Origin of the sequence: Pseudomonas costantinii (assembly GCF_001870435.1) — a bacterium.
GTDB lineage: Bacteria > Pseudomonadota > Gammaproteobacteria > Pseudomonadales > Pseudomonadaceae > Aquipseudomonas > Aquipseudomonas costantinii.
On the sequence record NZ_MDDR01000004.1, the window covers coordinates 69,877 to 92,667 of the forward strand.

General features: G+C 60.3%; 17 protein-coding genes. 13 read left to right on the forward strand and 4 right to left on the reverse strand.

Annotated features, from left to right (window positions below; translation table 11 throughout):
- Nucleotides 1–13: 13 nt before the first annotated feature.
- The 8 genes from rplI to BFL40_RS01775 all read left to right on the forward strand — a co-directional run bounded on the left by rplI (nucleotide 14) and on the right by BFL40_RS01775 (nucleotide 12,836).
- The gene (gene rplI, locus BFL40_RS01740; RefSeq protein ID WP_003171376.1) at nucleotides 14–460 is read left to right on the forward strand and encodes a 50S ribosomal protein L9; all 447 of its coding nucleotides are present in this window, start codon (nucleotides 14–16) and stop codon (nucleotides 458–460) included.
- Nucleotides 461–570: 110 nt separating this feature from the next.
- A complete protein-coding gene (gene dnaB / locus BFL40_RS01745) occupies nucleotides 571–1,965 on the forward strand; it encodes a replicative DNA helicase (RefSeq protein ID WP_071482787.1) in 1,395 nt (464 codons plus the stop codon).
- A gap of 97 nt (nucleotides 1,966–2,062) precedes the next feature.
- On the forward strand, nucleotides 2,063–4,366 hold the full coding sequence (locus tag BFL40_RS01750) for a YgiQ family radical SAM protein (protein WP_071482788.1): 2,304 nt from the start codon (nucleotides 2,063–2,065) through the stop codon (nucleotides 4,364–4,366).
- A 158-nt stretch (nucleotides 4,367–4,524) separates the two neighbouring features.
- Nucleotides 4,525–5,442: an Ssp4 family T6SS effector gene (gene ssp4, locus BFL40_RS01755; protein WP_071482789.1), complete on the forward strand. Its 918-nt coding sequence runs from the start codon at nucleotides 4,525–4,527 to the stop codon at nucleotides 5,440–5,442.
- Entirely contained in the window at nucleotides 5,442–5,891 is a 450-nt protein-coding gene (locus BFL40_RS01760; protein ID WP_071482790.1) for a hypothetical protein, read from the forward strand. Before ssp4 ends, BFL40_RS01760 begins: the two co-directional genes overlap by 1 nt.
- 189 nt (nucleotides 5,892–6,080) lie before the next feature.
- Nucleotides 6,081–9,371, forward strand: coding sequence for a transglutaminase family protein (locus tag BFL40_RS01765; protein WP_071482791.1), 3,291 nt, complete (start codon nucleotides 6,081–6,083; stop codon nucleotides 9,369–9,371).
- 88 nt (nucleotides 9,372–9,459) lie between these two features.
- Nucleotides 9,460–11,946, forward strand: coding sequence for a circularly permuted type 2 ATP-grasp protein (locus BFL40_RS01770; protein WP_071482792.1), 2,487 nt, complete (start codon nucleotides 9,460–9,462; stop codon nucleotides 11,944–11,946).
- Complete coding sequence (locus BFL40_RS01775; protein ID WP_071482793.1) at nucleotides 11,946–12,836, forward strand: transglutaminase family protein; 891 nt, start codon at nucleotides 11,946–11,948, stop codon at nucleotides 12,834–12,836. The genes BFL40_RS01770 and BFL40_RS01775 overlap by 1 nt, the downstream gene beginning before the upstream one ends.
- A 138-nt stretch (nucleotides 12,837–12,974) precedes the next feature.
- Here the strand turns inward: BFL40_RS01775 and BFL40_RS01780 are convergent, their stop codons facing one another.
- Nucleotides 12,975–13,157: a hypothetical protein gene (locus tag BFL40_RS01780; protein ID WP_071482794.1), complete on the reverse strand. Its 183-nt coding sequence runs from the start codon at nucleotides 13,155–13,157 to the stop codon at nucleotides 12,975–12,977.
- A 333-nt stretch (nucleotides 13,158–13,490) separates the two neighbouring features.
- Here BFL40_RS01780 and azu point away from each other — a divergent pair, with 333 nt between their 5' ends.
- On the forward strand, nucleotides 13,491–13,937 hold the full coding sequence (gene azu / locus BFL40_RS01785; RefSeq protein ID WP_071482795.1) for an azurin: 447 nt from the start codon (nucleotides 13,491–13,493) through the stop codon (nucleotides 13,935–13,937).
- Between the two features lie 103 nt (nucleotides 13,938–14,040).
- Here the strand turns inward: azu and nadE are convergent, their stop codons facing one another.
- From nadE to BFL40_RS01800, 3 genes are all read right to left on the reverse strand, one after another.
- On the reverse strand, nucleotides 14,041–14,868 hold the full coding sequence (gene nadE, locus BFL40_RS01790; RefSeq protein WP_071482796.1) for an NAD(+) synthase: 828 nt from the start codon (nucleotides 14,866–14,868) through the stop codon (nucleotides 14,041–14,043).
- A gap of 3 nt (nucleotides 14,869–14,871) precedes the next feature.
- Nucleotides 14,872–16,086 (reverse strand): nicotinate phosphoribosyltransferase, encoded by a 1,215-nt coding sequence (pncB, locus tag BFL40_RS01795; protein WP_071482797.1) that lies wholly within the window; start codon nucleotides 16,084–16,086, stop codon nucleotides 14,872–14,874.
- Between the two features lie 149 nt (nucleotides 16,087–16,235).
- Nucleotides 16,236–17,123 (reverse strand): LysR family transcriptional regulator, encoded by an 888-nt coding sequence (locus BFL40_RS01800; protein ID WP_071482798.1) that lies wholly within the window; start codon nucleotides 17,121–17,123, stop codon nucleotides 16,236–16,238.
- A 155-nt stretch (nucleotides 17,124–17,278) separates the two neighbouring features.
- On the opposite strand from BFL40_RS01800, the gene amaB reads away from it, so the two are divergent.
- The 4 genes from amaB (at nucleotide 17,279) to BFL40_RS01820 (ending at nucleotide 22,789) form a co-directional block, all read left to right on the forward strand.
- A complete protein-coding gene (amaB, locus tag BFL40_RS01805) occupies nucleotides 17,279–18,769 on the forward strand; it encodes an L-piperidine-6-carboxylate dehydrogenase (RefSeq protein ID WP_071482799.1) in 1,491 nt (496 codons plus the stop codon).
- A 76-nt stretch (nucleotides 18,770–18,845) separates the two neighbouring features.
- A complete protein-coding gene (gene amaA / locus BFL40_RS01810) occupies nucleotides 18,846–20,129 on the forward strand; it encodes an L-pipecolate oxidase (protein WP_071482800.1) in 1,284 nt (427 codons plus the stop codon).
- Nucleotides 20,130–20,503: 374 nt separating this feature from the next.
- Nucleotides 20,504–21,640, forward strand: a complete 1,137-nt coding sequence (locus tag BFL40_RS01815; RefSeq protein WP_071482801.1) for a branched-chain amino acid ABC transporter substrate-binding protein — start codon at nucleotides 20,504–20,506, stop codon at nucleotides 21,638–21,640.
- A gap of 234 nt (nucleotides 21,641–21,874) precedes the next feature.
- Nucleotides 21,875–22,789: an ABC transporter permease subunit gene (locus tag BFL40_RS01820; RefSeq protein ID WP_003188099.1), complete on the forward strand. Its 915-nt coding sequence runs from the start codon at nucleotides 21,875–21,877 to the stop codon at nucleotides 22,787–22,789.
- The last annotated feature ends 2 nt before the right edge of the window (nucleotides 22,790–22,791 follow it).

Consider the following 22,791-nt stretch of genomic DNA (forward strand, 5'->3'; position numbering starts at 1 on the left):
AGAGGATTTTCACATGCAACTGATCCTTCTGGAAAAAGTCGCCAACCTGGGCAACCTGGGCGACAAAGTGAACGTTAAGGCCGGTTACGGTCGTAACTACCTGCTGCCATACGGCAAAGCCACCGCTGCAACCGCTGCCAACCTGGCTGCGTTTGAAGAGCGTCGTGCTGAGCTGGAAAAAGCAGCAGCAGACAAAAAAGCTTCGGCCGAAACTCGCGCTGCCCAACTGGCTGAGCTGGAAGTGACTATCACTGCCACCGCCGGTGACGAAGGCAAGCTGTTCGGTTCGATCGGCACCCACGACATCGCTGATGCACTGACCGCCTCCGGCGTTGAAGTGCAGAAGAGCGAAGTTCGTCTGCCGAACGGCACCATCCGCAACGTAGGCGAATTCGACGTAGCCGTGCACCTGCACGCCGAAGTTGAAGCCACCGTACGCGTTGTTGTGGTAGCAGCTTAAGCAGCACCTAACTGACTGGCACCTCGCGTGCCAGACGGTTAACATCGGGCACGATCCTGTTTACAGGTCGTGCCTTTTGTTTTTCTACAAACCCCTAATTCCAAGTGGCCATGAACGATATTTCAGCTCCTGAGCAATACGATCTGCAAACCGCTGCCCTGAAGGTGCCGCCGCACTCCATCGAGGCCGAACAGGCCGTGCTCGGTGGTTTGATGCTGGACAACAACGCCTGGGAGCGCGTGCTGGATCAAGTCTCGGATGGTGACTTCTATCGCCATGACCACCGCCTGATTTTCCGCGCCATTGCCAAACTGGCTGACCTCAACTCCCCGATCGACGTCGTGACCCTTGCCGAGCAATTGGACAAGGAAGGTCAGACTTCACAAGTGGGCGGTCTCGGTTACCTGGGTGAATTGGCAAAAAACACCCCGTCGGTCGCCAACATCAAGGCCTATGCGCAGATCGTTCGCGCACGGGCGACGTTGCGTCAGTTGATCGGCATCGCCACTGAAATCGCTGACAGCGCGTTCAACCCGGAAGGGCGTACGGCCGAAGAAATCCTCGACGAGGCTGAACGGCAGATCTTCCAGATTGCCGAGGCGCGCCCGAAGACCGGCGGCCCAGTCAGCGTCAACGACCTGCTGACCAAGGCCATCGACCGTATCGATACCCTGTTCAACACCGACAACGCCATCACCGGCTTGTCCACCGGCTACACCGACCTCGATGGCATGACCAGTGGCCTGCAGCCGGCTGACTTGATCATTGTTGCGGGTCGTCCGTCGATGGGTAAAACCACCTTCGCCATGAACCTGGTGGAAAATGCCGTTCTGCGCAGTGAAAAAGCGGTGCTGGTCTACTCCCTCGAGATGCCAGGTGAATCGCTGATCATGCGGATGCTCTCGTCCCTGGGGCGTATCGACCAGACCAAAGTGCGTGCTGGCCGCCTGGAAGACGACGACTGGCCGCGCCTGACCTCGGCAGTCAACCTGCTCAACGACCGTAAGCTGTTCATCGATGACACCGCAGGTATCAGCCCCTCGGAAATGCGTGCCCGCACCCGACGCCTGGTGCGTGAGCACGGTGACGTCGGCCTGATCATGATCGACTACCTGCAACTGATGCAGATCCCGGGTTCCAGCGGCGACAACCGAACCAACGAAATTTCTGAGATCTCCCGCTCGTTGAAAGCCCTGGCCAAGGAATTCAACTGCCCGGTAGTGGCGCTGTCCCAGCTCAACCGTTCCCTGGAACAACGTCCCAACAAACGCCCGATCAACTCCGACTTGCGGGAATCCGGAGCGATCGAGCAGGATGCCGACGTAATCATGTTCGTGTACCGGGACGAGGTGTATCACCCGGAGACCGAGCACAAGGGTATCGCCGAGATCATCATCGGCAAGCAGCGTAACGGTCCAATCGGTACGACGCGCCTCGCGTTCATCGGTAAATACACCCGCTTCGAAAACCTCGCGCCAGGCAGTTACAACTTCGACGACGAGTAAATAAGTGCCACCAATTCCGACTGCAAAGGTCGGAATTGATCAAATTTTGTGCTATATTCCGCGCCCGCGATTTTTCATCTCAACACCGGTCACCGTCATGCAAACAGCCAAGCCGTTATTTGACTATCCCAAGTACTGGGCCGAATGTTTCGGCCCTGCGCCATTCCTGCCGATGAGCAGGGAGGAGATGGATCAGCTTGGCTGGGATTCATGCGACATCATCATCGTCACCGGTGACGCGTACGTGGACCATCCGTCGTTCGGCATGGCAATCATCGGCCGGCTGCTGGAGTCCCAGGGCTTTCGCGTCGGGATCATTGCCCAGCCCAACTGGCAGTCCAAAGACGACTTCATGAAGCTCGGCGAGCCGAACCTGTTTTTCGGCGTCGCGGCCGGCAACATGGACTCGATGATCAACCGCTACACCGCCGACAAGAAAATCCGTTCCGATGACGCCTACACCCCAGGTGGCATGGCCGGCAAGCGCCCGGACCGCGCAAGTCTGGTGTACAGCCAGCGTTGCAAGGAAGCCTACAAGAACGTGCCGATCGTACTCGGTGGCATCGAAGCCTCCCTGCGTCGCATCGCCCACTACGACTACTGGCAAGACCGCGTGCGCAACTCGATCCTGATCGACGCCGCCGCCGATATCCTGCTGTACGGCAACGCCGAGCGCGCGATTGTCGAGGTTGCCCAGCGCCTGTCGTGGGGCCACAAAATCGAAGACATCACCGATGTGCGCGGCACCGCGTTCATTCGCCGTGACACACCCGCGGGCTGGTACGAAGTGGACTCCACGCGTATCGACCGCCCGGGCAAGATCGACAAGATCATCAACCCGTACGTGAACACCCAGGACACCCAAGCCTGCGCCATCGAGCAGGAAAAAGGTCCGGTTGATGATCCGGACGAAGCCAAGGTCGTACAGATCCTGGCCAGCCCGCGCATGACCCGCGAGAAGACCGTGATCCGCCTGCCGTCGGTAGAAAAAGTCCGTGGCGACGCGGTGCTCTACGCCCACGCCAACCGCGTGTTGCACCTGGAAACCAACCCAGGCAACGCCCGCGCCCTGGTGCAGAAACACGGTGAAGTGGACGTGTGGTTCAACCCGCCGCCCATCCCGATGACCACCGAAGAAATGGACTACGTGTTCGGCATGCCTTACGCACGTATCCCGCATCCGGCGTACGGCAAGGAAAAGATCCCGGCCTACGACATGATCCGTTTCTCGGTGAACATCATGCGTGGCTGCTTCGGCGGCTGCACCTTCTGCTCGATCACCGAGCACGAAGGCCGGATCATTCAGAACCGTTCCGAAGAGTCGATCATTCGCGAAATCGAAGAGATCCGCGACAAGGTGCCCGGCTTCACCGGCGTCATCTCCGACCTCGGCGGCCCGACCGCGAACATGTACCGCATTGCCTGCAAGAGCCCGGAAATCGAATCCGCGTGCCGCAAGCCGTCCTGTGTGTTCCCGGGTATCTGCCCGAACCTGAACACCGACCACTCGTCGTTGATCCAGCTGTACCGCAGCGCCCGTGCGTTGCCGGGTGTGAAGAAGATTCTGATCGCTTCCGGCCTGCGCTACGACCTCGCGGTTGAGTCGCCGGAGTACGTGAAAGAACTGGTCACCCACCACGTCGGTGGCTACTTGAAGATCGCCCCGGAACATACCGAGGAAGGTCCGCTCAACCAGATGATGAAACCGGGCATTGGCAGCTATGACAAGTTCAAGCGCATGTTCGAGAAGTACACCAAGGAAGCGGGCAAGGAGCAGTACCTGATTCCTTACTTCATCGCGGCCCACCCGGGCACCACCGATGAAGACATGATGAACCTGGCCCTGTGGCTCAAGCGCAATGACTTCCGCGCCGACCAGGTGCAGGCGTTCTACCCGTCGCCGATGGCCACCGCCACCGCGATGTACCACTCGGGCAAGAACCCGCTGCGCAAGGTCACCTACAAGAGCGACGCGGTGACCATCGTCAAGAGCGAGGACCAGCGCCGTCTGCACAAGGCGTTCCTGCGCTACCACGACCCGAAAGGCTGGCCGATGCTGCGTGAAGCGCTGACCCGCATGGGCCGCGCCGACTTGATCGGGCCGGGCAAGGAGCAGTTGATCCCGCTGCACCAGCCGTCCACCGACAGCTACCAGAGTGCCCGTCGCAAGAACTCGACGCCGGCCGGCAGCCACAAGGTCGCCAAGGAAACCACCACCAAGATCCTCACCCAGCATACCGGTCTACCGCCGCGTGGGAGTGACGGCAGCAACCCATGGGACAAGCGCGAGCAAGCCAAGGCTGCGGCCATGGTCCGCAACAAGCAGGCGGCTAAAGAGCGCACCGACGCGGCCAAGGGCAAAGGCAAGAAGCCAGCCCGCAAGCCAGTCGTGCCGCGTTGATCGCAGCCTGAACATGCAAAACGCCAGCCTCGTGCTGGCGTTTTGCTTTCTAGGCGGTGGATGGAGCGTTTGTTAAGGTGGCGCCCATTAGATTGTCATTGCGGGCTAGGCCGCAATGAGGCCGGTCCGGCCATCATCACCCTCAAGGAAGAACGTACATGGGCAACCCCCTACTCGGCATCGGCATGGATTCCAACCGCTCACAGTTCATGGCGCGCCAGCGCATCGAAAGCCAGATCAACCTGCCGCGCTTGTTTGCGGCCATCGATGCAGACCCTGCGATTGTCGGCGCGGGTGTCGTGTACATCGACGCTGACTTCAATGTGATCACCCTGCGCGAATTCCAACCCATCTGCAGTATTGCGCCCAAACGGGTGATTTTGCGCGAGGCGCAGAAGTACATCGCACCGGCGCAGTTTGCGCAGCAGGTGCAAGACAACCCCCGAGAGTCGCGCGTGGTGGGGGAGGCACTCAACACCACATTGTCCTGTGCCGGTGCGGTCATCGGTTGGATCGTTGTACTCAGCGGTTCCGTTGCGGTGCCGTTCACGGCGGGTGCCAGCAGTGTGGTTGCTGCGATTGGCTACACCGCCGCCACGGCCAGTACGCTCCAGTGTGTCGCCAGTGGCTATCGCACGGTCAATGAAATCAGCAATCCGGCCAAAAATGACGAACTCGACAGCGCGCAGTGGTATCAGTACACGATGATCGCACTGGATGCCGCTTCGTTGGTCGGGGTAGGTGCATCGACACTGACCACGATAAAACTGGTGCGCATGAATCAAGCCACCACCGGCAAAAGCGTGAGGGAAGTACTCAAAGGTTTAAACCGCCAGGAGCGCGCCAAGCTGACCAAGGAATTGCTCAGCATCAAAGACCCGCGCATGACCTCAAAAATGCTCAAGTTGAAGCAACTGTCAGGCGAGGCGACCAAGCGTTTCACGCCCACCCAGGTCAAGCATGCAACAGTGACGCAGATAAAGGATGCTTTGGGCGCAGCGATCGGTTTCACCGGCAGTGCGATTTCAGGGAATGTGAGCACCATTGCCGTCGGCCTGTATGAGGAGATCGAGTAATGAGTGAACTCCCTAGCATTCGCAGTTTTCTGTCGCAGTATTTTCCTGTGTTCATGGGGGCGATCTTTGCAGCGGTCTTTACGCTGGTGCTCGCCGTTCCGTTGGTTTTTGACAGTTATTTCCCGGACCTCCCGTTGGCGGACAACGCCAAGTATTCCTTTCTGGGCGGCCTTGCGCTGGCCTGGGTCGTGGTGCATTGCAATTTCATGATTGCGCGTGGGCGTGCGCAGTGGGTATGGCCGCTGATAACCCTGTTGGGGCTGTGCATTTTGGCGGTATTGCCCACTATCGCGTATCGACCGCATTTTCTGCTTTATGGCTTGAGCTTGTTGTTACCGCTGCTGGGACTGTTGCTGCTCAACAGTAAACGCCACCGCGAAATGCGCCAGAAGCTGGTCGAGGTACGCCACTTGCGTGAAGCCGTGATTGCCAAGCTCAAAGCTCGCTGATTGGGTAGATTCACCACCCACGCCACCCCACTCGCGCCTCAAATATGTGCGGCGCTTGCACCAGGGAGCATACGATGGCGCCGTTTTGGTGCTGTACTGCACCGGGTCTTACGATAAAGCGCAATGACGGCCGCTCTGGCATAAGTCTTGCGCGCTTTGTTTCCATGCCCTGGCTCGCAGGAGGCCGCCGTGTCGATTCATGTCGCGTTGCACCACGTTACGCATTACCGCTACGACCGCGCTGTTGAACTCGGCCCACAGATCGTGCGTTTACGTCCGGCGGCCCATAGCCGTACGCGGATTTTGTCCTACGCATTGAAAGTGCTGCCCGAGCAGCATTTCATCAATTGGCAGCAAGACCCTCAGGGCAATTACCTGGCGCGGTTGGTATTCCCGGAAAAGACTGACGAGCTGCGTATCGAAGTCGACCTGGTCGCTGAGATGGCGGTGTTCAACCCGTTCGACTTTTTCCTCGAGCCCTATGCCGAAAAAATCCCCTTCAGCTACGCCGCCGATGAGCAGCGCGAGCTGGCGCCGTACCTGGAAACGTTGCCGCTGACACCGAAGTTTACCGCCTACCTGGCTGGCATTGACCGCACGCCGTTGCCGGCAGTGGACTTTCTGGTGGGGCTCAACCAACGGCTGGCCACCGATATCGGCTACCTGATTCGCATGGAACCTGGCGTGCAGACCCCGGAGTTCACCCTGGAAAACGCCTCCGGCTCCTGTCGGGATTCGGCCTGGTTGCTGGTGCAATTGCTACGCAACCTGGGGTTAGCGGCGCGCTTCGTGTCCGGTTACTTGATCCAACTGACCGCCGACGTCAAAGCCCTGGACGGCCCATCCGGCACCGAAGTGGACTTCACCGACCTGCACGCCTGGTGCGAAGTGTATTTACCCGGCGCCGGTTGGATCGGACTCGATGCCACGTCCGGTCTGTTCGCCGGTGAAGGCCATATCCCATTGGCCTGTAGTCCCGATCCATCGTCCGCCGCTCCGATCAGTGGGCTGGTGGAACCGTGCGAGTGCGAATTTACCCACGAGATGTCGGTAGAGCGCATCTGGGAAGCGCCTCGGGTAACCAAGCCCTACACCGAAGAACAATGGCTGGCGATCCAGGCCCTGGGCCGACAGATCGATGGCGACTTGCTCAAGGATGACGTGCGCCTGACCATGGGCGGTGAGCCGACCTTCGTCTCTATCGACGACCCCGATGGCGCCGAGTGGAACACTGCCGCCTTGGGACCGGACAAGCGTCGCCTGTCTGCCGAACTGTTCCAGCGCATGCGCAAACATTACGCGCCCAAGGGCCTCGTGCACTTTGGCCAGGGCAAGTGGTACCCCGGCGAGCAACTGCCACGCTGGTCGCTCAACTGCTACTGGCGTCGCGATGGCGTGCCGATCTGGCATAACAGCGCGCTGATCGCCGATGAGCAAGAGGATTACGGTGCCGATGGCGTGATGGCCGGGCGCTTCCTGGCCAGCGTCGCCGAGCGGTTGAAGCTGCCGGCACGCTTTGTGTTCCCGGCCTTTGAAGACAACTTCTACTACCTGTGGCGCGAAGGCGCACTGCCGCAAAACGTCACCGCCAAGGACCCGCGCTTGAGCGACGACCTTGAGCGCGAACGCTTGCGCAAAGTGTTCAGCCAGGGCCTGGACAAAGTCATCGGTCAAGTGCTGCCGCTGGCACGCACGGCGGCCAATGACCGCTGGCAGAGCGGGCCTTGGTACCTGCGTGACAATCATTGTCGCCTCGTGCCGGGCGACTCGGCGCTGGGTTACCGTCTGCCCTTGGCCTCGCAGCCGTGGGTGACGGCGGCGGAGTATCCGTTTGTGCACCCCACTGACCCGAACCAGGATCAGCCGGAGCTGCCGACCACCACGCAACTGCAAAGCCATGGCGAACCTGCATCGAGCGATGAGCGTGTGCCGAAAGTGGATCAGTCCGCTGACTGGCTGACGCGCACCGCGCTGTGTGCCGAAGCACGGGAAGGGCGCCTGTATCTGTTTATGCCGCCGCTGGAACGCGTCGAAGATTATCTGGAGTTGGTGGCGGCCATCGAAGCCACTGCCGAGGAGCTGCATTGCCCGGTGTTGCTGGAGGGCTACGAGCCACCGGCCGATACGCGCCTGAGTAACTTCCGCGTCACGCCGGACCCGGGTGTGATCGAGGTGAATGTGCAACCGTCTGCGACCTGGGACGAGTTGGTGGAGCGCACCGAATTCCTCTACGAAGAGGCGCGGCAAACCCGCCTCACGACTGAAAAATTCATGATCGATGGCCGCCACACCGGCACCGGCGGCGGTAACCACTTTGTGTTGGGCGGGGCCACGCCCAAGGACTCGCCATTCCTGCGTCGCCCTGACTTGTTGCGCAGCTTGATCAGCTATTGGCATAACCACCCGTCGCTGTCATACCTGTTCTCCGGCCTGTTTATTGGCCCGACTTCCCAGGCTCCACGGGTGGACGAGGCGCGCAACGATGCCTTGTATGAGCTGGAAATTGCCTTCGCGCAAATGCCTGAGCCAGGCGAAGAATGCCCGCCGTGGTTGGTGGACCGTCTGCTGCGCAATCTGCTGATCGACGTGACGGGCAACACCCACCGCGCCGAATTCTGCATCGACAAGCTCTACTCGCCCGACGGGGCCACTGGCCGCCTGGGTCTGCTGGAGTTGCGCGCCTTTGAAATGCCACCTCACGCCCGTATGAGCCTGACTCAACAACTGCTATTGCGCGCGTTGGTTGCGCGCTTCTGGCGTGAGCCGTACGCGCCGCCGAAACTGGCGCGCTGGGGTACCGAGCTGCACGATCGCTTCTTGCTGCCGCATTTTATCGAGCAGGATTTTGCCGATGTGATCGTCGAACTGAATGCCGCCGGTTACCCGCTGCGGGCCGAATGGTTTGCCGCACACCTTGGGTTCCGTTTTCCCAAAGTCGGCGACTACGCTGTCAGCGGCATCGAGCTGGAACTGCGCCAGGCCCTGGAGCCCTGGCACGTATTGGGCGAGGAGGGCGCGGTCGGCGGCACGGTGCGCTATGTGGATTCGTCGCTGGAGCGGCTGCAAGTGAAGTTGAGCGGGCTGCCGCCGCAGCGCTATTTGCTGACCTGCAACGGCATCCCGGTGCCGCTGCAAGCCACTGGGCGAGTGGGCGAGTTCGTTGCCGGCGTACGGTATCGCGCCTGGCAACCGGCCAACTGTTTACAGCCGACTATCCCGGTGCATGCGCCGTTGGTGTTCGACCTGCTGGACACCTGGATGCAACGTTCCCTCGGCGGCTGTCAGTACCACGTCGCTCATCCGGGCGGGCGTAATTATGACAGCTTGCCGGTGAATGCCAACGAAGCGGAGAGCCGGCGTATGGCGCGGTTTTTCCGACTGGGGCACACTCCTGGAAAACTCCCGGTACCTTCTCTGGTCATCAATGATGAGTTGCCAATGACCCTGGATCTCCGGCATTTCCCCAATAAAAATGACTAAACGCGGCACTCATGTGGGAGCCAGCTCCCACATTAGATTGCAGTGAATTTGAGTTAATCTGAGCCCCCTTGCCTCTGCCGAGCGTTCCATGTCCGACTTGCTCGACCGTTACCCGCTGACCGCGGGCACTTATCACGAACTGCTGGACGACAGCGGCGCGGTGCGCGCCCATTGGCAGCGCTTGCTTGATCACCTGCAACGCAGCACACCCGCGCAACTGGCCCAGCGCCAGGCGCTGCTGACTCGGCAGATCCAGGAAAACGGCGTGACCTACAACGTCTACGCTGACCCCAAGGGGGCTGATCGCCCATGGGAACTGGATTTGCTGCCCCATGTGCTCGCCGCCGATGAGTGGCAGCGCCTGTCGGCGGGTATCGCCCAGCGTGCGCGTCTGCTTAATGCCGTGTTGGCCGATCTCTATGGCCCCCAGCGTTTGATCAAAGAAGGCTTGTTGCCGGCTGAACTGGTGTTCGGTCACAACAACTTCCTGTGGCCATGCCAGGGCATCCAGCCGCCTGACGGTGCATTTTTGCACCTGTATGCCGTGGACTTGGCGCGTACGCCGGATGGCCGTTGGTGGGTCACCGCCGACCGTACCCAGGCACCGTCGGGTGCGGGTTATGCGTTGGAAAATCGCACCATCGTGTCCCGCGCTTTTCCGGATCTGTACCGCGATTTGCAGGTGCAGCACCTCACCGGCTTCTTCCGTACCCTGCAGGAAACCCTGGCGCGCCAGGCGCCCAGCGATGATCAGCCGCCGCTGATCGTGCTGCTGACCCCAGGGCGCTTCAACGAAAGCTATTTCGAACACCTCTACCTCGCGCGCCAACTCGGCTATCCGCTGGTGGAAGGCGGCGATCTCACCGTGCGCGACAGCACGGTGTTCCTGAAGACCCTCAGTGGCCTGCGCCGGGTACACGCGATCATGCGTCGCCTGGACGATGATTTCTGCGACCCGCTGGAGCTGCGCACCGACTCGGCCCTTGGCGTACCAGGCCTGCTCGATGCCGTGCGCCAAGGCAATGTGCTGGTGGCCAATGCCCTGGGTAGCGGTGTGCTGGAGTCCCCCGGTTTGCTCGGCTTCCTGCCGAAGATCAACGAGTTTTTGTTTGGCGAAGAACTGATCCTGCCGTCCATCGCCACCTGGTGGTGCGGTGAAGCGCCAGTGCTCGCCGAAGCCTTGGAAAAACTCCCGGAGCTGCTGATCAAACCGGCGTTCCCGTCGCAAAGTTTCACCCCGGTATTTGGCCGCGACTTGAACGAAGAACAACGCCAGGCCTTGGCCGAGCGCATGCGCGCGCGGCCTTACGCCTATGTCGCCCAGGAGCTGGCGCAACTGTCCCAGGCGCCGGTGTGGCACACCATCGATGACCACCTTCAACACCGCGCCATCGGTATGCGGGTGTACGCCGTGGCCAGCGACGAGGGTTACCGCGTACTCCCCGGCGGCCTGACCCGCGTGGCGGCTGAGGCCGATGCCGAAGTGGTGTCGATGCAACGCGGCGGCGCGAGCAAGGACACCTGGGTACTCGGTGAGCGCGCCATCGGTGGCGAGCACTGGCGCGCGCAGCGGGCGATTGGCGCCCACGACCTGGTGCGTCGTGACCCTTATCTGCCGTCACGCGTGGTGGAAAACCTGTTCTGGTTTGGCCGTTACTGCGAACGTTGTGATGACAGCGCGCGCTGGTTGCGAATCGTGCTGGCGCGTTATGTCGACGGCGACGATCCATTGGCGTTGCAAGCGGCGGTTGAGCTGGGTGAGAGCTTGCGGCTGTTGCCGGAAGAGGGCGAGTTGCCCGAGCGCCTGCTCGCTGCCTTACTCGGTGACGACTGGCCGTCGAGTCTGCGCGCCAACCTGCAGCGCTTGCAGTGGGCGGCGTCCCAGGTGCGCGGCAAGTTGTCCCGGGAGAACTGGCAGGCCCTGGTGGAGTTGCAACGCGAAGCCATGGAGCTGGAAAGTGAAACGCCGGACTTTGGCGAGTTGCTGGACTTCCTCAACCGTTTGGTGATGTCGCTGGCGGCGTTGTCCGGATTTGCCCTGGACGACATGACCCGTGACGAAGGCTGGCGCTTTTTGATGATGGGGCGGCGCATCGAGCGTCTGCAATTTCTCAGCAGCAGCCTCGCGGCGTTCCTGCGTGGCGTGGCAGTGTTCGATCAGGCGGGGCTGGAGTGGTTACTGGAACTGGGCAACAGCAGCATCACCTATCGCTCTCGCTACCTGGCGGTGCCGCAATTGATACCGGTGCTCGACTTGCTGCTGCTGGACGAGCAAAACCCGCATGCGGTGTTGTTCCAATTGAAGCTGGTTAGCCGCACGTTACGCCGTCTCAACGACGACTTCGGCGTGCCGCGAGAAACCGGCCTCGGCCCGTTGGTGGAGCGCCTGGCGCATTTCGACCTGGGCTGCCTGGAGAACTCGTTGTTTGGCGAATCCAGCGTGCGTGCTGCGTTGGACGGCCTGGCGGACTTGCTGCAAGCGGTAGCGGATGAGAGTGGGCAAGTGTCGGATCGCCTGGCGTTGCGCCATTTTGCCCATGTGGATGATGTCAGCCAGCAAACGGTGTCGGTGTGATGAGTGCGCGCTACCAGATTTTCCATGATACCCATTACCACTACGACAGCCCGGTGTCCCTGGCCCAGCAGTTGGCGCACTTGTGGCCACGGCCGTGTGCCTGGCAGCGGTGCAGCTCACAGCAATTGGATATCAGCCCTGAGCCGACTTCTCGTCGTGATGAGTTGGACGTGTTCGGCAACCCGATCACCCGGCTGGCGTTCGAGCGGCCCCATGATGAATTGCTGGTAAATGCCGGGCTGACTGTGGAAGTGCTGGCGCGGCCTGCGCTGGACTTTCAACAGTCGCCGGCCTGGGACCAGACCCGCGACAGCCTGACCTACGACAGCCAGCCGATGTCCGCGCAGTTGATCGAAGCGTGTCGCTATCGCTTCGAATCGCCCTACGTGCATTTGAAGAAAACCTTCGTCGAGTTTTCCGAAAGCTGTTTTCCTCCGGGCGAACCCTTGCTGCTGGGTGCGCAGGCGTTGATGGAGAAGATCTTCAGCGAGTTCACCTTCGATGCGGAAGCCACTCAGGTCGCCACGCCGCTGGTGGAAGTACTGGAGCGCCGACGCGGCGTATGCCAGGACTTCGCCCACCTGATGCTCGCCTGCCTGCGCTCGCGGGGGCTGGCGGCGCGCTATGTCAGCGGCTACCTGCTCACCCAGCCACCGCCCGGCCAGCCACGTCTGATCGGCGCCGACGCGTCCCACGCGTGGGTCTCGGTGTATTGCCCGGTATCGGGCTGGGTAGATTTTGATCCGACCAACAATGTGCAGCCGGCACTGGAGCACATCACCCTGGCCTGGGGCCGGGACTTTTCCGATGTATCGCCGTTGCGCGGGGTGATTCTGGGGGGAGGGAGCCATGACCCGGAGGTGCGGGTGACGGTGATGCCTTTAGAGTAAAGATCGTTCCCACGCTGTGCGTGGGAATGCCTGCTGTGACGCTCTGCGTCACCGTTGCGCAGGCTTCGAATCTTGCGTTGCACCGTGGACGCGGAGCGTCCGAGGCTGCATTCCCACGCAGAGCGTGGGAACGATCAATTATTCAGCCGGATCTTTTGGTGTTTCAGTCTCGTCGCTCGTTACTTCACCATCGACATCCGGGTTCAGCCCGCCGGCCTCTTCGTCTGCAGCCGCTTTCTTGCGCTGCAGTTTTTCCTCTTTCTTCTGTTCCTTGGCCAAGTCTCTCTGACGTTTGGCGAAGGAGTAATTAGGTTTGGCCATGGGCGATCCTCTAGGGTCGAAGGTGAGGGTGGGCGGCGCGCAGCTGCCTTGGGTCGCTATGGTAGCAGCTTAGCAGCGCGCTTGGCCTTCACTTACCGCAGGCGTAAGCAGCCAGCAGCCCATTGAACAGTTGGTTGAGGTGCATGGCGCGGACTCCAATGGGGAATGGGCCGATCATAGGTCGATAGCTGTACTTTGGCTGGTAGATTGTGTTGATAAGTCTGATAGCCTAAAGTTGTATACAATCTGTTGATTCAGATCATAAGAATTTCGGCCTGCCTCAGGCACCCTTGTCGCAATACGCGTTTTTTAAACCCTGCCTTGGAGATTCACATGTTTGCCAAACTCGTTGCTGTTTCCCTGCTGACTCTGGTGAGCGGCCAGTTGCTTGCTGCAGAGTGCAAGGTCACCGTCGACTCCACCGACCAAATGTCCTTCAACACCAAGGCCATTGAAATCGACAAAAGCTGCAAGACGTTCACCGTGGAACTGACCCACTCCGGCAGCTTGCCGAAAAACGTCATGGGTCATAACTGGGTGCTGAGCTCTGCTGCCGATATGCCTGGCATCGCCAGCGACGGCATGGCTGCCGGTATCGACAAGAACTACCTGAAAGACGGCGACACCCGCATCATCGCCCACACCAAGATCATCGGTGCCGGCGAGAAAGACTCCGTGACCTTCGATGTGTCGAAATTGGCTGCTGGTACGGATTACGCGTTCTTCTGCTCGTTCCCAGGCCACATCTCGATGATGAAAGGCACTGTGACCCTGAAGTAATAGGATTTCAGCTGCAAAAAAAGCGCCTTGCGGGGCGCTTTTTTGTGGACGGCGAAAACCTGTGGCAAGCCCGCTCACCACAACGGCCCATTCACTAAAGTGTTCACGGCGCGAATGGCATGACCCGCTTGTGCTCGGTCTTGCGGTAGGTGTCGCAGATGATTTTGAACGCTTCCTCGCGCACCGGCTCACCGTGCAGGAAGGCGTCGATCTCGGCGTAGGTCACGCCGTGGGAGGCTTCATCCGGCTTGCCCGGCGACAGGTCTTCCAGGTCGGCCGTCGGCACTTTCTCGACCAGCGACTCTGGCGCACCAAAGTGCCGTGCAATCGCGCGTACCTGATTTTTCACCAGTCCGCTCAGCGGTGCCAGGTCACAGGCGCCATCACCAAACTTGGTGAAAAAGCCCATCACCGCTTCCGCCGCATGGTCAGTGCCGATCACCAGGCCTCCCGCCGCGCCGGCGATGGTGTACTGCGCCACCATGCGCATGCGCGCCTTGGTGTTGCCCAGTACGAAATCGCGGGACACCGCCGCTTTGCCTTCAAATGCGGCCACTTCATTGGCCAGGGATTTCACCGCCGGACCGATGTTCACGGTGTGGCGCTCGTCTGGCTCGATAAAATCCACCGAGGCCTGGGCGTCGTGTTCGTCGAACTGGGTTTCGTAGGGCAGGCGCACCGCAATAAAGCGGTAACCCTCCTCACCGGTGCTGTCGCGCAGTTCTTTCATCGCGCGTTGGGCCAGCAGGCCTGCGGTCAGGGAGTCGACGCCGCCGCTGATGCCCAGCACCAATGTCTTGAGCCCTGAATGACGCAGGCAGTCCTGGATAAAGGCCACGCGTCGGGCAACCTCGGCCTCAAGGGCGGTCCGGTCTTTGAACGGCGCTTGGACCTTGAGCTGTTCAGCAATCTCACGCTGTACGGCTTGCATGATTCACTCCTTGCTAGAGATGGCAGGTACTTTGAAAACGTGACGCAAATAGGCGACGAAATTCGGGTCGGTGCAGTGGGTCTTGCCCGCTTCATCGGAGATTTTAGCGACGGGCTGGCCATTACAGGCGGTCATTTTAAGCACGATGCTCATCGGTTCCACACCTGGAATATCGCAGGTCAGGTTGGTGCCGATGCCGAAGCTCACATTGATCCGACCGCGCAGCGCCCGGAAAATCTCCAGGGCCTTGGGCAGCGACAAACTGTCGGAGAACACCAGCGTCTTACTCATCGGCTCGATGCCGAGCTTATGGTAGTGGGCGATGGCTTTCTCGGCCCATTGCACGGGATCACCGGAGTCGTGGCGCAGGCCGTCGAACAGCTTGGCGAAGTACAAGTCGAAGTCGCCCAGGAATGCGTCGGTGGTGATGCAGTCGGTCAGGGCGATACCCAGCAGGCCACGGTATTCGCGCACCCAGCAATCGAGTGCGGCGATCTGGCTGTCGATCAGGCGCGGGCCGAGTTGCTGGTGCGCCATGATCCATTCGTGGGCCATGGTGCCCAGCGGCTTCATGTTCAGTTCACGGGCCAGGTGCACGTTACTGGTGCCGACGAAGCGGCCGGGGAAGTCGTGCTTGAGCACATTGACCACTTCTTCCTGCACCCGGTACGAAAAGCGTCGACGCGTGCCGAAGTCGGCCACTTGCAGCTCCGAGAGCTCTTCGCTGCTGGCATTCGCCGTCAGCCAGTCGAACTTGCGATACAGCTGCTCGCGCGCTTGCTCGAGGATCACGGTCTGGTAGCGGTAGCGGTTGCGCACCTCGCTGACGATCGCCAGCATCGGCACTTCAAACAGGATCACATGTAACCACGGCCCGCGCAGGCGGATAAACAACTCGCCGTTTTCGATACCGGTTTGCACATAGCGCAGGTTGAAGCGGAACAGCCCGAGGAAGCGCAAAAAGTCGGGCTTCATAAAGCTGATACGTTCCAGGAAGCCCAACTGATCCGGGCTCAGGCTCAGCTCGGCGAGGCGCTCGATCTGGTAGCGGATCTCCGCCAGATACGGGCGCAGGTCTTCACTGTTGCGGCAACGAAACTCCCATTCAACGTCCACGTTCGGGTAGTTGTGCAGCACCGCCTGCATCATGGTCAGCTTGTAGAAGTCGGTGTCGAGCAGGTTCTGCACGATGCGATCGGCAAACACACTCTCGCTCATAACGGGAATCTCCAGACGGGTCGGCGATGGGCGCCGACCTTTACGCACAATTAAGGAATGGCGCTAGTGGCGCATAGACCTGTGGGGTTTTGCCAGTGATTTTTTTGGTGAGGCTGTGGGCCCTATCGCAGGCAACAAAAATCAGCAGATCAGACCTGCTCCATCATCCACTTCACAAACTCGCGCACCTTGGGTACTTCCGCCGAATGTTCGGGGTAGGCCAGGTAATACGCATCCTGGCTCGGCATCGCATGCTGCCAAGGAATCACCAGCTTGCCGTCCGCCAGTTCTTCTTCCACCAGAAAACGCGGCAACAGCGCCACGCCACAGCCCACCTGTGCTGCCCGGATGCACATATAGAACGTGTCGAAACGCGGCCCATGGTAGCTGTGCTCGGTTTGGTAACCCTGACTGGCGAACCAGTCGTGCCAGCCCTGAGGGCGCGAGGCGTTTTGCAGCAGCACCAGTTCGCTCAATTGCGTCGGGTCGGTGAACGGTTGTGCGGGCAAGCTCTCCGGCGCACAGACAGGTACAAGCTCTTCGCTGAACAGTTTCAGGCTCTCGGTGCCGGGCCGTGAACCCTGGCCGAAGTAGAAGGCCATGTCGGCCTTACCTTGCAGCAGTTCGTCCGGTTCCTGCTCGTTGCACAGGTCCAGGTGAATCTGCGGATGGCGCAGCCGCCAGCCCTTGAGGCGCGGCACCAGCCAGCGCGCGCCGAAGGTGTAGGGCGTGGATACTCGCAGCACTTCAGTTTCGCCGCCGTAGGAACGCAGGTAGTGGGTGGACATCTCCACTTGCGTGAGGATCTTGCGCACTTCCACCAGGTACAGGTCGCCCGCCGGGGTCATCTGCAAGCGGCGGCGCACCCGGCGAAACAGCAGGTGTTGCAGCAATTCTTCCAACTGCGCCACCTGCTTGCTCACCGCGCTTTGCGTGAGGTTCAGTTCCTCGGCGGCGCGGGTGAAGCTCAGGTGGCGGGTGGCGGCTTCGAAACACTGCAGGGCGGTGATCGAGGGCAAATGTCTTTTGTTCAGCACGGCACGCCTCTTTTTTATTCTTTGCATGAATAAACGGAATGATATCTCGCCTAATCGTCGTTTGTTGGCAAGTCTTGGGCCAGCTACAAATAAGGTCTGGATCGTCGCGCGGGACGCGGCGCACATTTTCTGTTTGTAGATTGAAGGAGTGACCCATGGTTGCCGCATTGCTTGACCGTCTCGGGGTAAACCCGGCGCTGTACCAGTCGGGTAAACAACCCGTGCATTCGCCGATTGATGGCAGCCGTATCGGCAGTGTGCACTGGGAAGGTGCCGCCGAGGTGGAGCAACAGGTCAGTCGCGCCGAGCATGCATTCGACGCTTGGCGCAAAGTGCCGGCCCCGCGCCGCGGTGAGCTGGTGCGTCAGTTTGGCGACGTGTTACGTGAATACAAGGCGGACTTGGGTGAGCTGGTGTCCTGGGAAGCCGGCAAGATCACCCAGGAAGGCCTGGGTGAAGTGCAGGAAATGATCGATATCTGCGACTTCGCCGTCGGTCTGTCCCGCCAACTGTACGGCTTGACCATTGCCTCCGAGCGTCCGGGCCACCACATGCGTGAAACCTGGCACCCACTGGGTGTGGTCGGCGTGATCAGCGCCTTCAACTTCCCGGTCGCCGTGTGGGCGTGGAACACCACCCTGGCACTGGTGTGCGGCAACGCGGTGATCTGGAAGCCGTCGGAAAAGACCCCGCTTACGGCCCTGGCGTGCCAGGCTCTGTTCGAGCGCGTGCTGAAGAAATTCACCGATGCGCCCGAGTACCTGAGCCAAGTGATTATTGGCGGCCGCGATGCCGGCGCCGCACTGGTGGATGACCCGCGCGTCGCGCTGATCAGCGCCACCGGCAGCACCCGCATGGGCCGCGAAGTGGCGCCTAAAGTTGCCGCACGTTTCGCCCGCAGCATCCTCGAGCTGGGCGGCAACAACGCGATGATCCTCGGCCCAAGCGCCGACCTGGACATGGCCGTGCGCGCGATTCTGTTCAGCGCCGTCGGCACCGCCGGCCAACGCTGCACCACGCTGCGTCGGTTGATCGCCCATGAGTCGGTCAAAGCAGAAATCGTCACCCGTCTCAAGGCCGCCTACTCCAAAGTGCGCATCGGCCACCCGCTGGAAGGTAATTTGATCGGCCCGCTGATCGACAAGCACGGTTTCGAGAATATGCAGGATGCCCTGGAGCAAGCCTTGAGCGAAGGCGGCAAGGTGTTCGGCGGCAAGCGTCAGTTGGAAGATAAATTCCCGAATGCCTACTACGTGTCGCCGGCGATCGTGGAAATGCCCGAGCAGAGCGAAGTGGTGTGCACCGAAACCTTCGCGCCGATTCTGTATGTGATTGGCTACAACGACTTTACCGAAGCCCTGCGCCTGAACAACGCCGTGCCCCAAGGCCTGTCGTCGTGCATCTTTACCACTGACGTGCGTGAAGCCGAGCAGTTTATGTCGGCGGTGGGCAGTGACTGCGGTATCGCCAACGTCAACATCGGCCCGAGCGGCGCGGAAATTGGTGGCGCGTTTGGTGGTGAGAAAGAAACCGGTGGTGGTCGTGAGTCGGGTTCGGATGCGTGGCGCGGGTATATGCGTCGCCAGACCAATACCGTGAATTACTCGTTGGAACTGCCGCTGGCCCAGGGCATTACTTTCGACTGATCCCTCAAGTCAGAGCTGATCGTTCCCACGCAGAGCGTGGGAACGAGCGGTGGTGAACTCATCCCGGAGTCTGGCAATGCCATTACGCGAAACATGTTTGTGGGAACAACTCACTCCAGGCCGGCCGGATCGCGCCGCGCTCAGGGGCGAGGTCAAGGTGGATGTGTGCGTGATCGGCGCCGGGATCACCGGTTTGTCGGCCGCCATTCACCTGCTGGAACAAGGTAAAAGCGTCGCCGTGCTGGAGGCTCATCGCACCGGCCATGGTGGTTCGGGGCGCAACGTCGGGCTGGTCAATGCCGGCATGTGGATTCCCCCCGATGAGATCGAAGCCGGTTTCGGCGAGGCGGTGGGCAGCCAGCTCAACCGTATGTTGGGTGCGGCACCGTCCCTGGTGTTCAGCTTGATCGACAAATACAACATCGATTGCCAATTGCGCCGTGAAGGCACCTTGCACATGGCGCACAACGCCCGTGGCGAGGCGGATTTGCGCAGTCGTGAAGAACAATGGAAGCGCCGTGGTGCGCCGGTTGAGTTGCTCACCGGCCAGGCGTGCGAGCAAGCCACGGGCACCCAGAAAATCGCCGCCGCGCTGCTGGATAGGCGGGCCGGCACCCTGAATCCGATGGCCTACACCAGCGGTTTGGCCTATGCCGCCGTCGGTCTGGGCGGGCAGTTATTCGACCATTCCCCGGTCACCCAGCTTGAGCGCCAAGGCACACTTTGGTCGGTGCAGACCGCTCAGGGCTCAGTGCAGGCTGCACAAGTCGTGATTGCCTCCAACGCCTACACCGAAGGTGAATGGACCGAGCTGCGGCGTAATTTTTTCCCTGGTTATTACTACCAGGTCGCGTCGGCCCCGCTGACCGATGAGGCGGCCCAACAGATCCTGCCCGGTGGCCAAGGTTCGTGGGACACGCGCCAGGTGTTGAGCAGCATTCGCCGGGATGCCGATGGCCGCCTGTTGCTCGGCAGCCTGGGCAACGGTAACCAAAAACCGACGTGGTTCCTCAAGGCGTGGGCCGATCGGGTGCAGCAGCATTACTTCCCGTACCTCAAATCGGTGCAGTGGGAGTGCACCTGGACCGGTTGCATTGCCTTCACCCCGGACCACCTGATGCGCCTGTTCGAGCCAGCCCCCGGCCTGGTGGCAGTGACGGGCTATAACGGGCGTGGCGTGACCACCGGTAGCGTAGTGGGCAAGGCCTTTGCCGACTATTTGTGTCACCAGAATCCCCAAGCGTTGCCGATCCCCTTCGCACCGATGCAGCCGCTGGCCGGGGTGGGCTTGCGCAGTTGCTTATATGAAGCTGGATTCTCGCTGTATCACGCCGGGCAATGTCTGAGGATCGTGATCTGATCAGCGAAATACCTGTCAGAAGCCTGCATTTTCTTAGCAGGCTACTCATCTGTATTGGTGCAAGTCGTAGCAGTCACGCACTGTAAATGTGCAGTTCCGTTACGCACATTGTTACAGGTGTAGGAACTGTCGTTTATCCGTCTGGTTGCAGGTGCTACCTGTCAGGGTTGTACTTTTTTGACCTGTTGGTTGCACCTATTGATGCTAGACGGTTGCACGTGCTGGAAAAAGGAGTCGAAACGCCTGTAATAACAATGACACCGTGTCTTTTTGAAGAATAAAAAAGTAATGGCACGCGCCTTGCTCTGGGCTTTCCCGTGAAAGTTTGTCGTGAACTCGTAGTGCCAATAAACAAAAACCTCGGAGCACCACTCATGTCCCAGACGTTTTACAAGAAAGGTTTTCTGGCCCTCGCCGTTGCAGCGGCGCTGGGTGTTTCTACGTTTGTTCAAGCTGATGTGAAGATTGGCGTGGCGGGGCCGATGACCGGCGCCAACGCGGCTTTCGGTGAGCAGTACATGACAGGTGCCAAAGCCGCCGCCGATGTGATCAACAAGGCGGGCGGTATCAACGGCGAGAAAATCGTGCTGGTGGCCGGTGATGACGCCTGTGAGCCGAAGCAAGCCGTGGCCGTGGCCAACCGTCTGGTTGACCAGGACAAGGTGATCGGCGTGGTCGGGCACTTCTGTTCCTCCAACACCATTCCAGCCTCCGAGGTTTACAGTGACGCGGGCGTGATCGCGATCACCCCTGGCTCCACCAACCCGCAAGTGACCGAGCGTGGCCTGACCGCCATGTTCCGTATGTGCGGGCGTGACGACCAGCAAGGCATTGTCGCCGGCGACTACATCGTCGACGTGCTCAAGGGTAAGAAGGTCGCAGTTATCAACGACAAGGACACCTACGGCAAAGGCCTGGCTGACGCCACCGCAGCCCAGTTGACCAAGCGCGGCGTCAAGCCGGTGCTGGAAGAAGGCCTGACCCGTGGCGAGAAAGACTTCAGCGCCCTGGTCACCAAGATTCGCGCCACCGGTGCCGACGTTGTCTACTTCGGTGGTCTGCACCCGGAAGCCGGCCCTCTGGTTCGTCAACTGCGTGAAGCCGGCCTCAAAGACGTCAAGTTCATGTCCGATGACGGCATCGTGACCGATGAGTTGGTGACCACCGCCGGCGGTGCGCAATACGTGGATGGCGTGTACATGACCTTCGGTGCCGACCCGCGTCTGCTGCCGGACAGTAAGGCTGTGGTTGAAGAGTTCCGTAAGGCAGGCAAAGAACCGGAAGGCTACACCCTGTACGCCTACGCTTCGGTCCAGGCCCTGGCCGCCGGCTTCAACGGTGCCAAGTCCAACAAAGGCGAAGACGCCGCCAAGTGGCTGAAATCTCACCCGGTAAAAACCGTAATGGGCGAGAAGAACTGGGACGCCAAGGGTGACCTGAAAGTCTCCGACTACGTGGTTTACCAGTGGGACAAAGACGGCAAATACCACCAGTTGGACAAGCAGAAGTAATAGTTAACGCGACGGGTTGAACGCCACTGCCCTCTGTGGGAGCCGGGCTTGCCCGCGATGACGGACTGACAGTCGACATCTGTGTTGAATGTGAAATCGCCATCGCAGGCAAGCCAGCTCCCACATGGGGTCGTGGTTGCTCGCACCCTTGTGTCCGGCAACAGATCTGTCTTTTCCTCCAGAAGAGCCGCGCACCTACAAGGTGTGCAAGCTCTCACCGCGTGAGATTGCGTTATGGATGGTATTTTCCTGCAGCAACTGGTCAACGGCCTGACCCTCGGGTCGGTCTATGGCCTGATCGCCATCGGCTACACAATGGTCTATGGCATCATTGGCATGATCAACTTCGCCCACGGCGAGGTTTACATGATTTCCGCTTACCTCGCGGCAATCAGTCTGGCACTGCTGGCTTACTTCGGCATCGAATCCTTCCCGCTGCTCATTCTCGGCACCTTGATCTTCACCGTGGTCGTCACCGGCGTTTACGGTTGGGTTATCGAGCGTGTCGCCTACAAACCGCTACGCAACTCCACCCGACTGGCACCGCTGATCAGCGCCATCGGGATCTCCCTGATCCTGCAGAACTACGCGCAGATCGCCCAGGGCGCCAAGCAACAAGGTATTCCTACCCTGCTGGCCGGGGCCTGGCGCGTCGATATCGGCACCGGGTTCGTCCAGTTGACGTACACCAAGGTCTTCATCCTGGTTGCAGCCTTCGCGGGCATGGCCTTGCTGACCTACATCATCAAATACACCAAGCTGGGCCGCATGTGCCGCGCGACCCAGCAAGATCGCAAGATGGCCTCGATCCTCGGCATCAACACCGACCGCGTGATTTCCTACGTGTTTGTCATCGGTGCTGCCATGGCCGCTCTGGCTGGCGTGCTGATCACCCTCAACTACGGCACGTTCGACTTCTACGCCGGCTTCATCATCGGCATCAAGGCGTTCACCGCAGCAGTACTTGGCGGCATTGGTTCCCTGCCTGGGGCGATGCTCGGCGGGATCATCCTCGGTATCTCCGAGTCGTTGTTCTCGGGGTTGATCAACTCTGACTACAAAGACGTGTTCAGTTTCTCCCTGCTGGTGGTGATTCTGATTTTCCGTCCTCAGGGCCTGCTTGGTCGCCCACTCGTGGCGAAGGTGTAAAC

Excerpts from the sequence above, each read along its gene's own strand:
- rplI (WP_003171376.1), top strand. The coding sequence starts at position 14 with ATGCAACTGATCCTTCTGGAAAAAGTCGCCAACCTGGGCAACCTGGGC.
- azu (WP_071482795.1), top strand. The coding sequence starts at position 13,491 with ATGTTTGCCAAACTCGTTGCTGTTTCCCTGCTGACTCTGGTGAGCGGC.
- BFL40_RS01775 (WP_071482793.1), top strand. The coding sequence starts at position 11,946 with ATGAGTGCGCGCTACCAGATTTTCCATGATACCCATTACCACTACGAC.
- dnaB (WP_071482787.1), top strand. The coding sequence starts at position 571 with ATGAACGATATTTCAGCTCCTGAGCAATACGATCTGCAAACCGCTGCC.
- BFL40_RS01760 (WP_071482790.1), top strand. The coding sequence starts at position 5,442 with ATGAGTGAACTCCCTAGCATTCGCAGTTTTCTGTCGCAGTATTTTCCT.
- amaA (WP_071482800.1), top strand. The coding sequence starts at position 18,846 with ATGCCATTACGCGAAACATGTTTGTGGGAACAACTCACTCCAGGCCGG.
- BFL40_RS01750 (WP_071482788.1), top strand. The coding sequence starts at position 2,063 with ATGCAAACAGCCAAGCCGTTATTTGACTATCCCAAGTACTGGGCCGAA.
- pncB (WP_071482797.1), bottom strand. The coding sequence starts at position 16,086 with ATGAGCGAGAGTGTGTTTGCCGATCGCATCGTGCAGAACCTGCTCGAC.
- ssp4 (WP_071482789.1), top strand. The coding sequence starts at position 4,525 with ATGGGCAACCCCCTACTCGGCATCGGCATGGATTCCAACCGCTCACAG.
- BFL40_RS01815 (WP_071482801.1), top strand. The coding sequence starts at position 20,504 with ATGTCCCAGACGTTTTACAAGAAAGGTTTTCTGGCCCTCGCCGTTGCA.
- BFL40_RS01770 (WP_071482792.1), top strand. The coding sequence starts at position 9,460 with ATGTCCGACTTGCTCGACCGTTACCCGCTGACCGCGGGCACTTATCAC.
- BFL40_RS01820 (WP_003188099.1), top strand. The coding sequence starts at position 21,875 with ATGGATGGTATTTTCCTGCAGCAACTGGTCAACGGCCTGACCCTCGGG.
- amaB (WP_071482799.1), top strand. The coding sequence starts at position 17,279 with ATGGTTGCCGCATTGCTTGACCGTCTCGGGGTAAACCCGGCGCTGTAC.
- nadE (WP_071482796.1), bottom strand. The coding sequence starts at position 14,868 with ATGCAAGCCGTACAGCGTGAGATTGCTGAACAGCTCAAGGTCCAAGCG.
- BFL40_RS01780 (WP_071482794.1), bottom strand. The coding sequence starts at position 13,157 with ATGGCCAAACCTAATTACTCCTTCGCCAAACGTCAGAGAGACTTGGCC.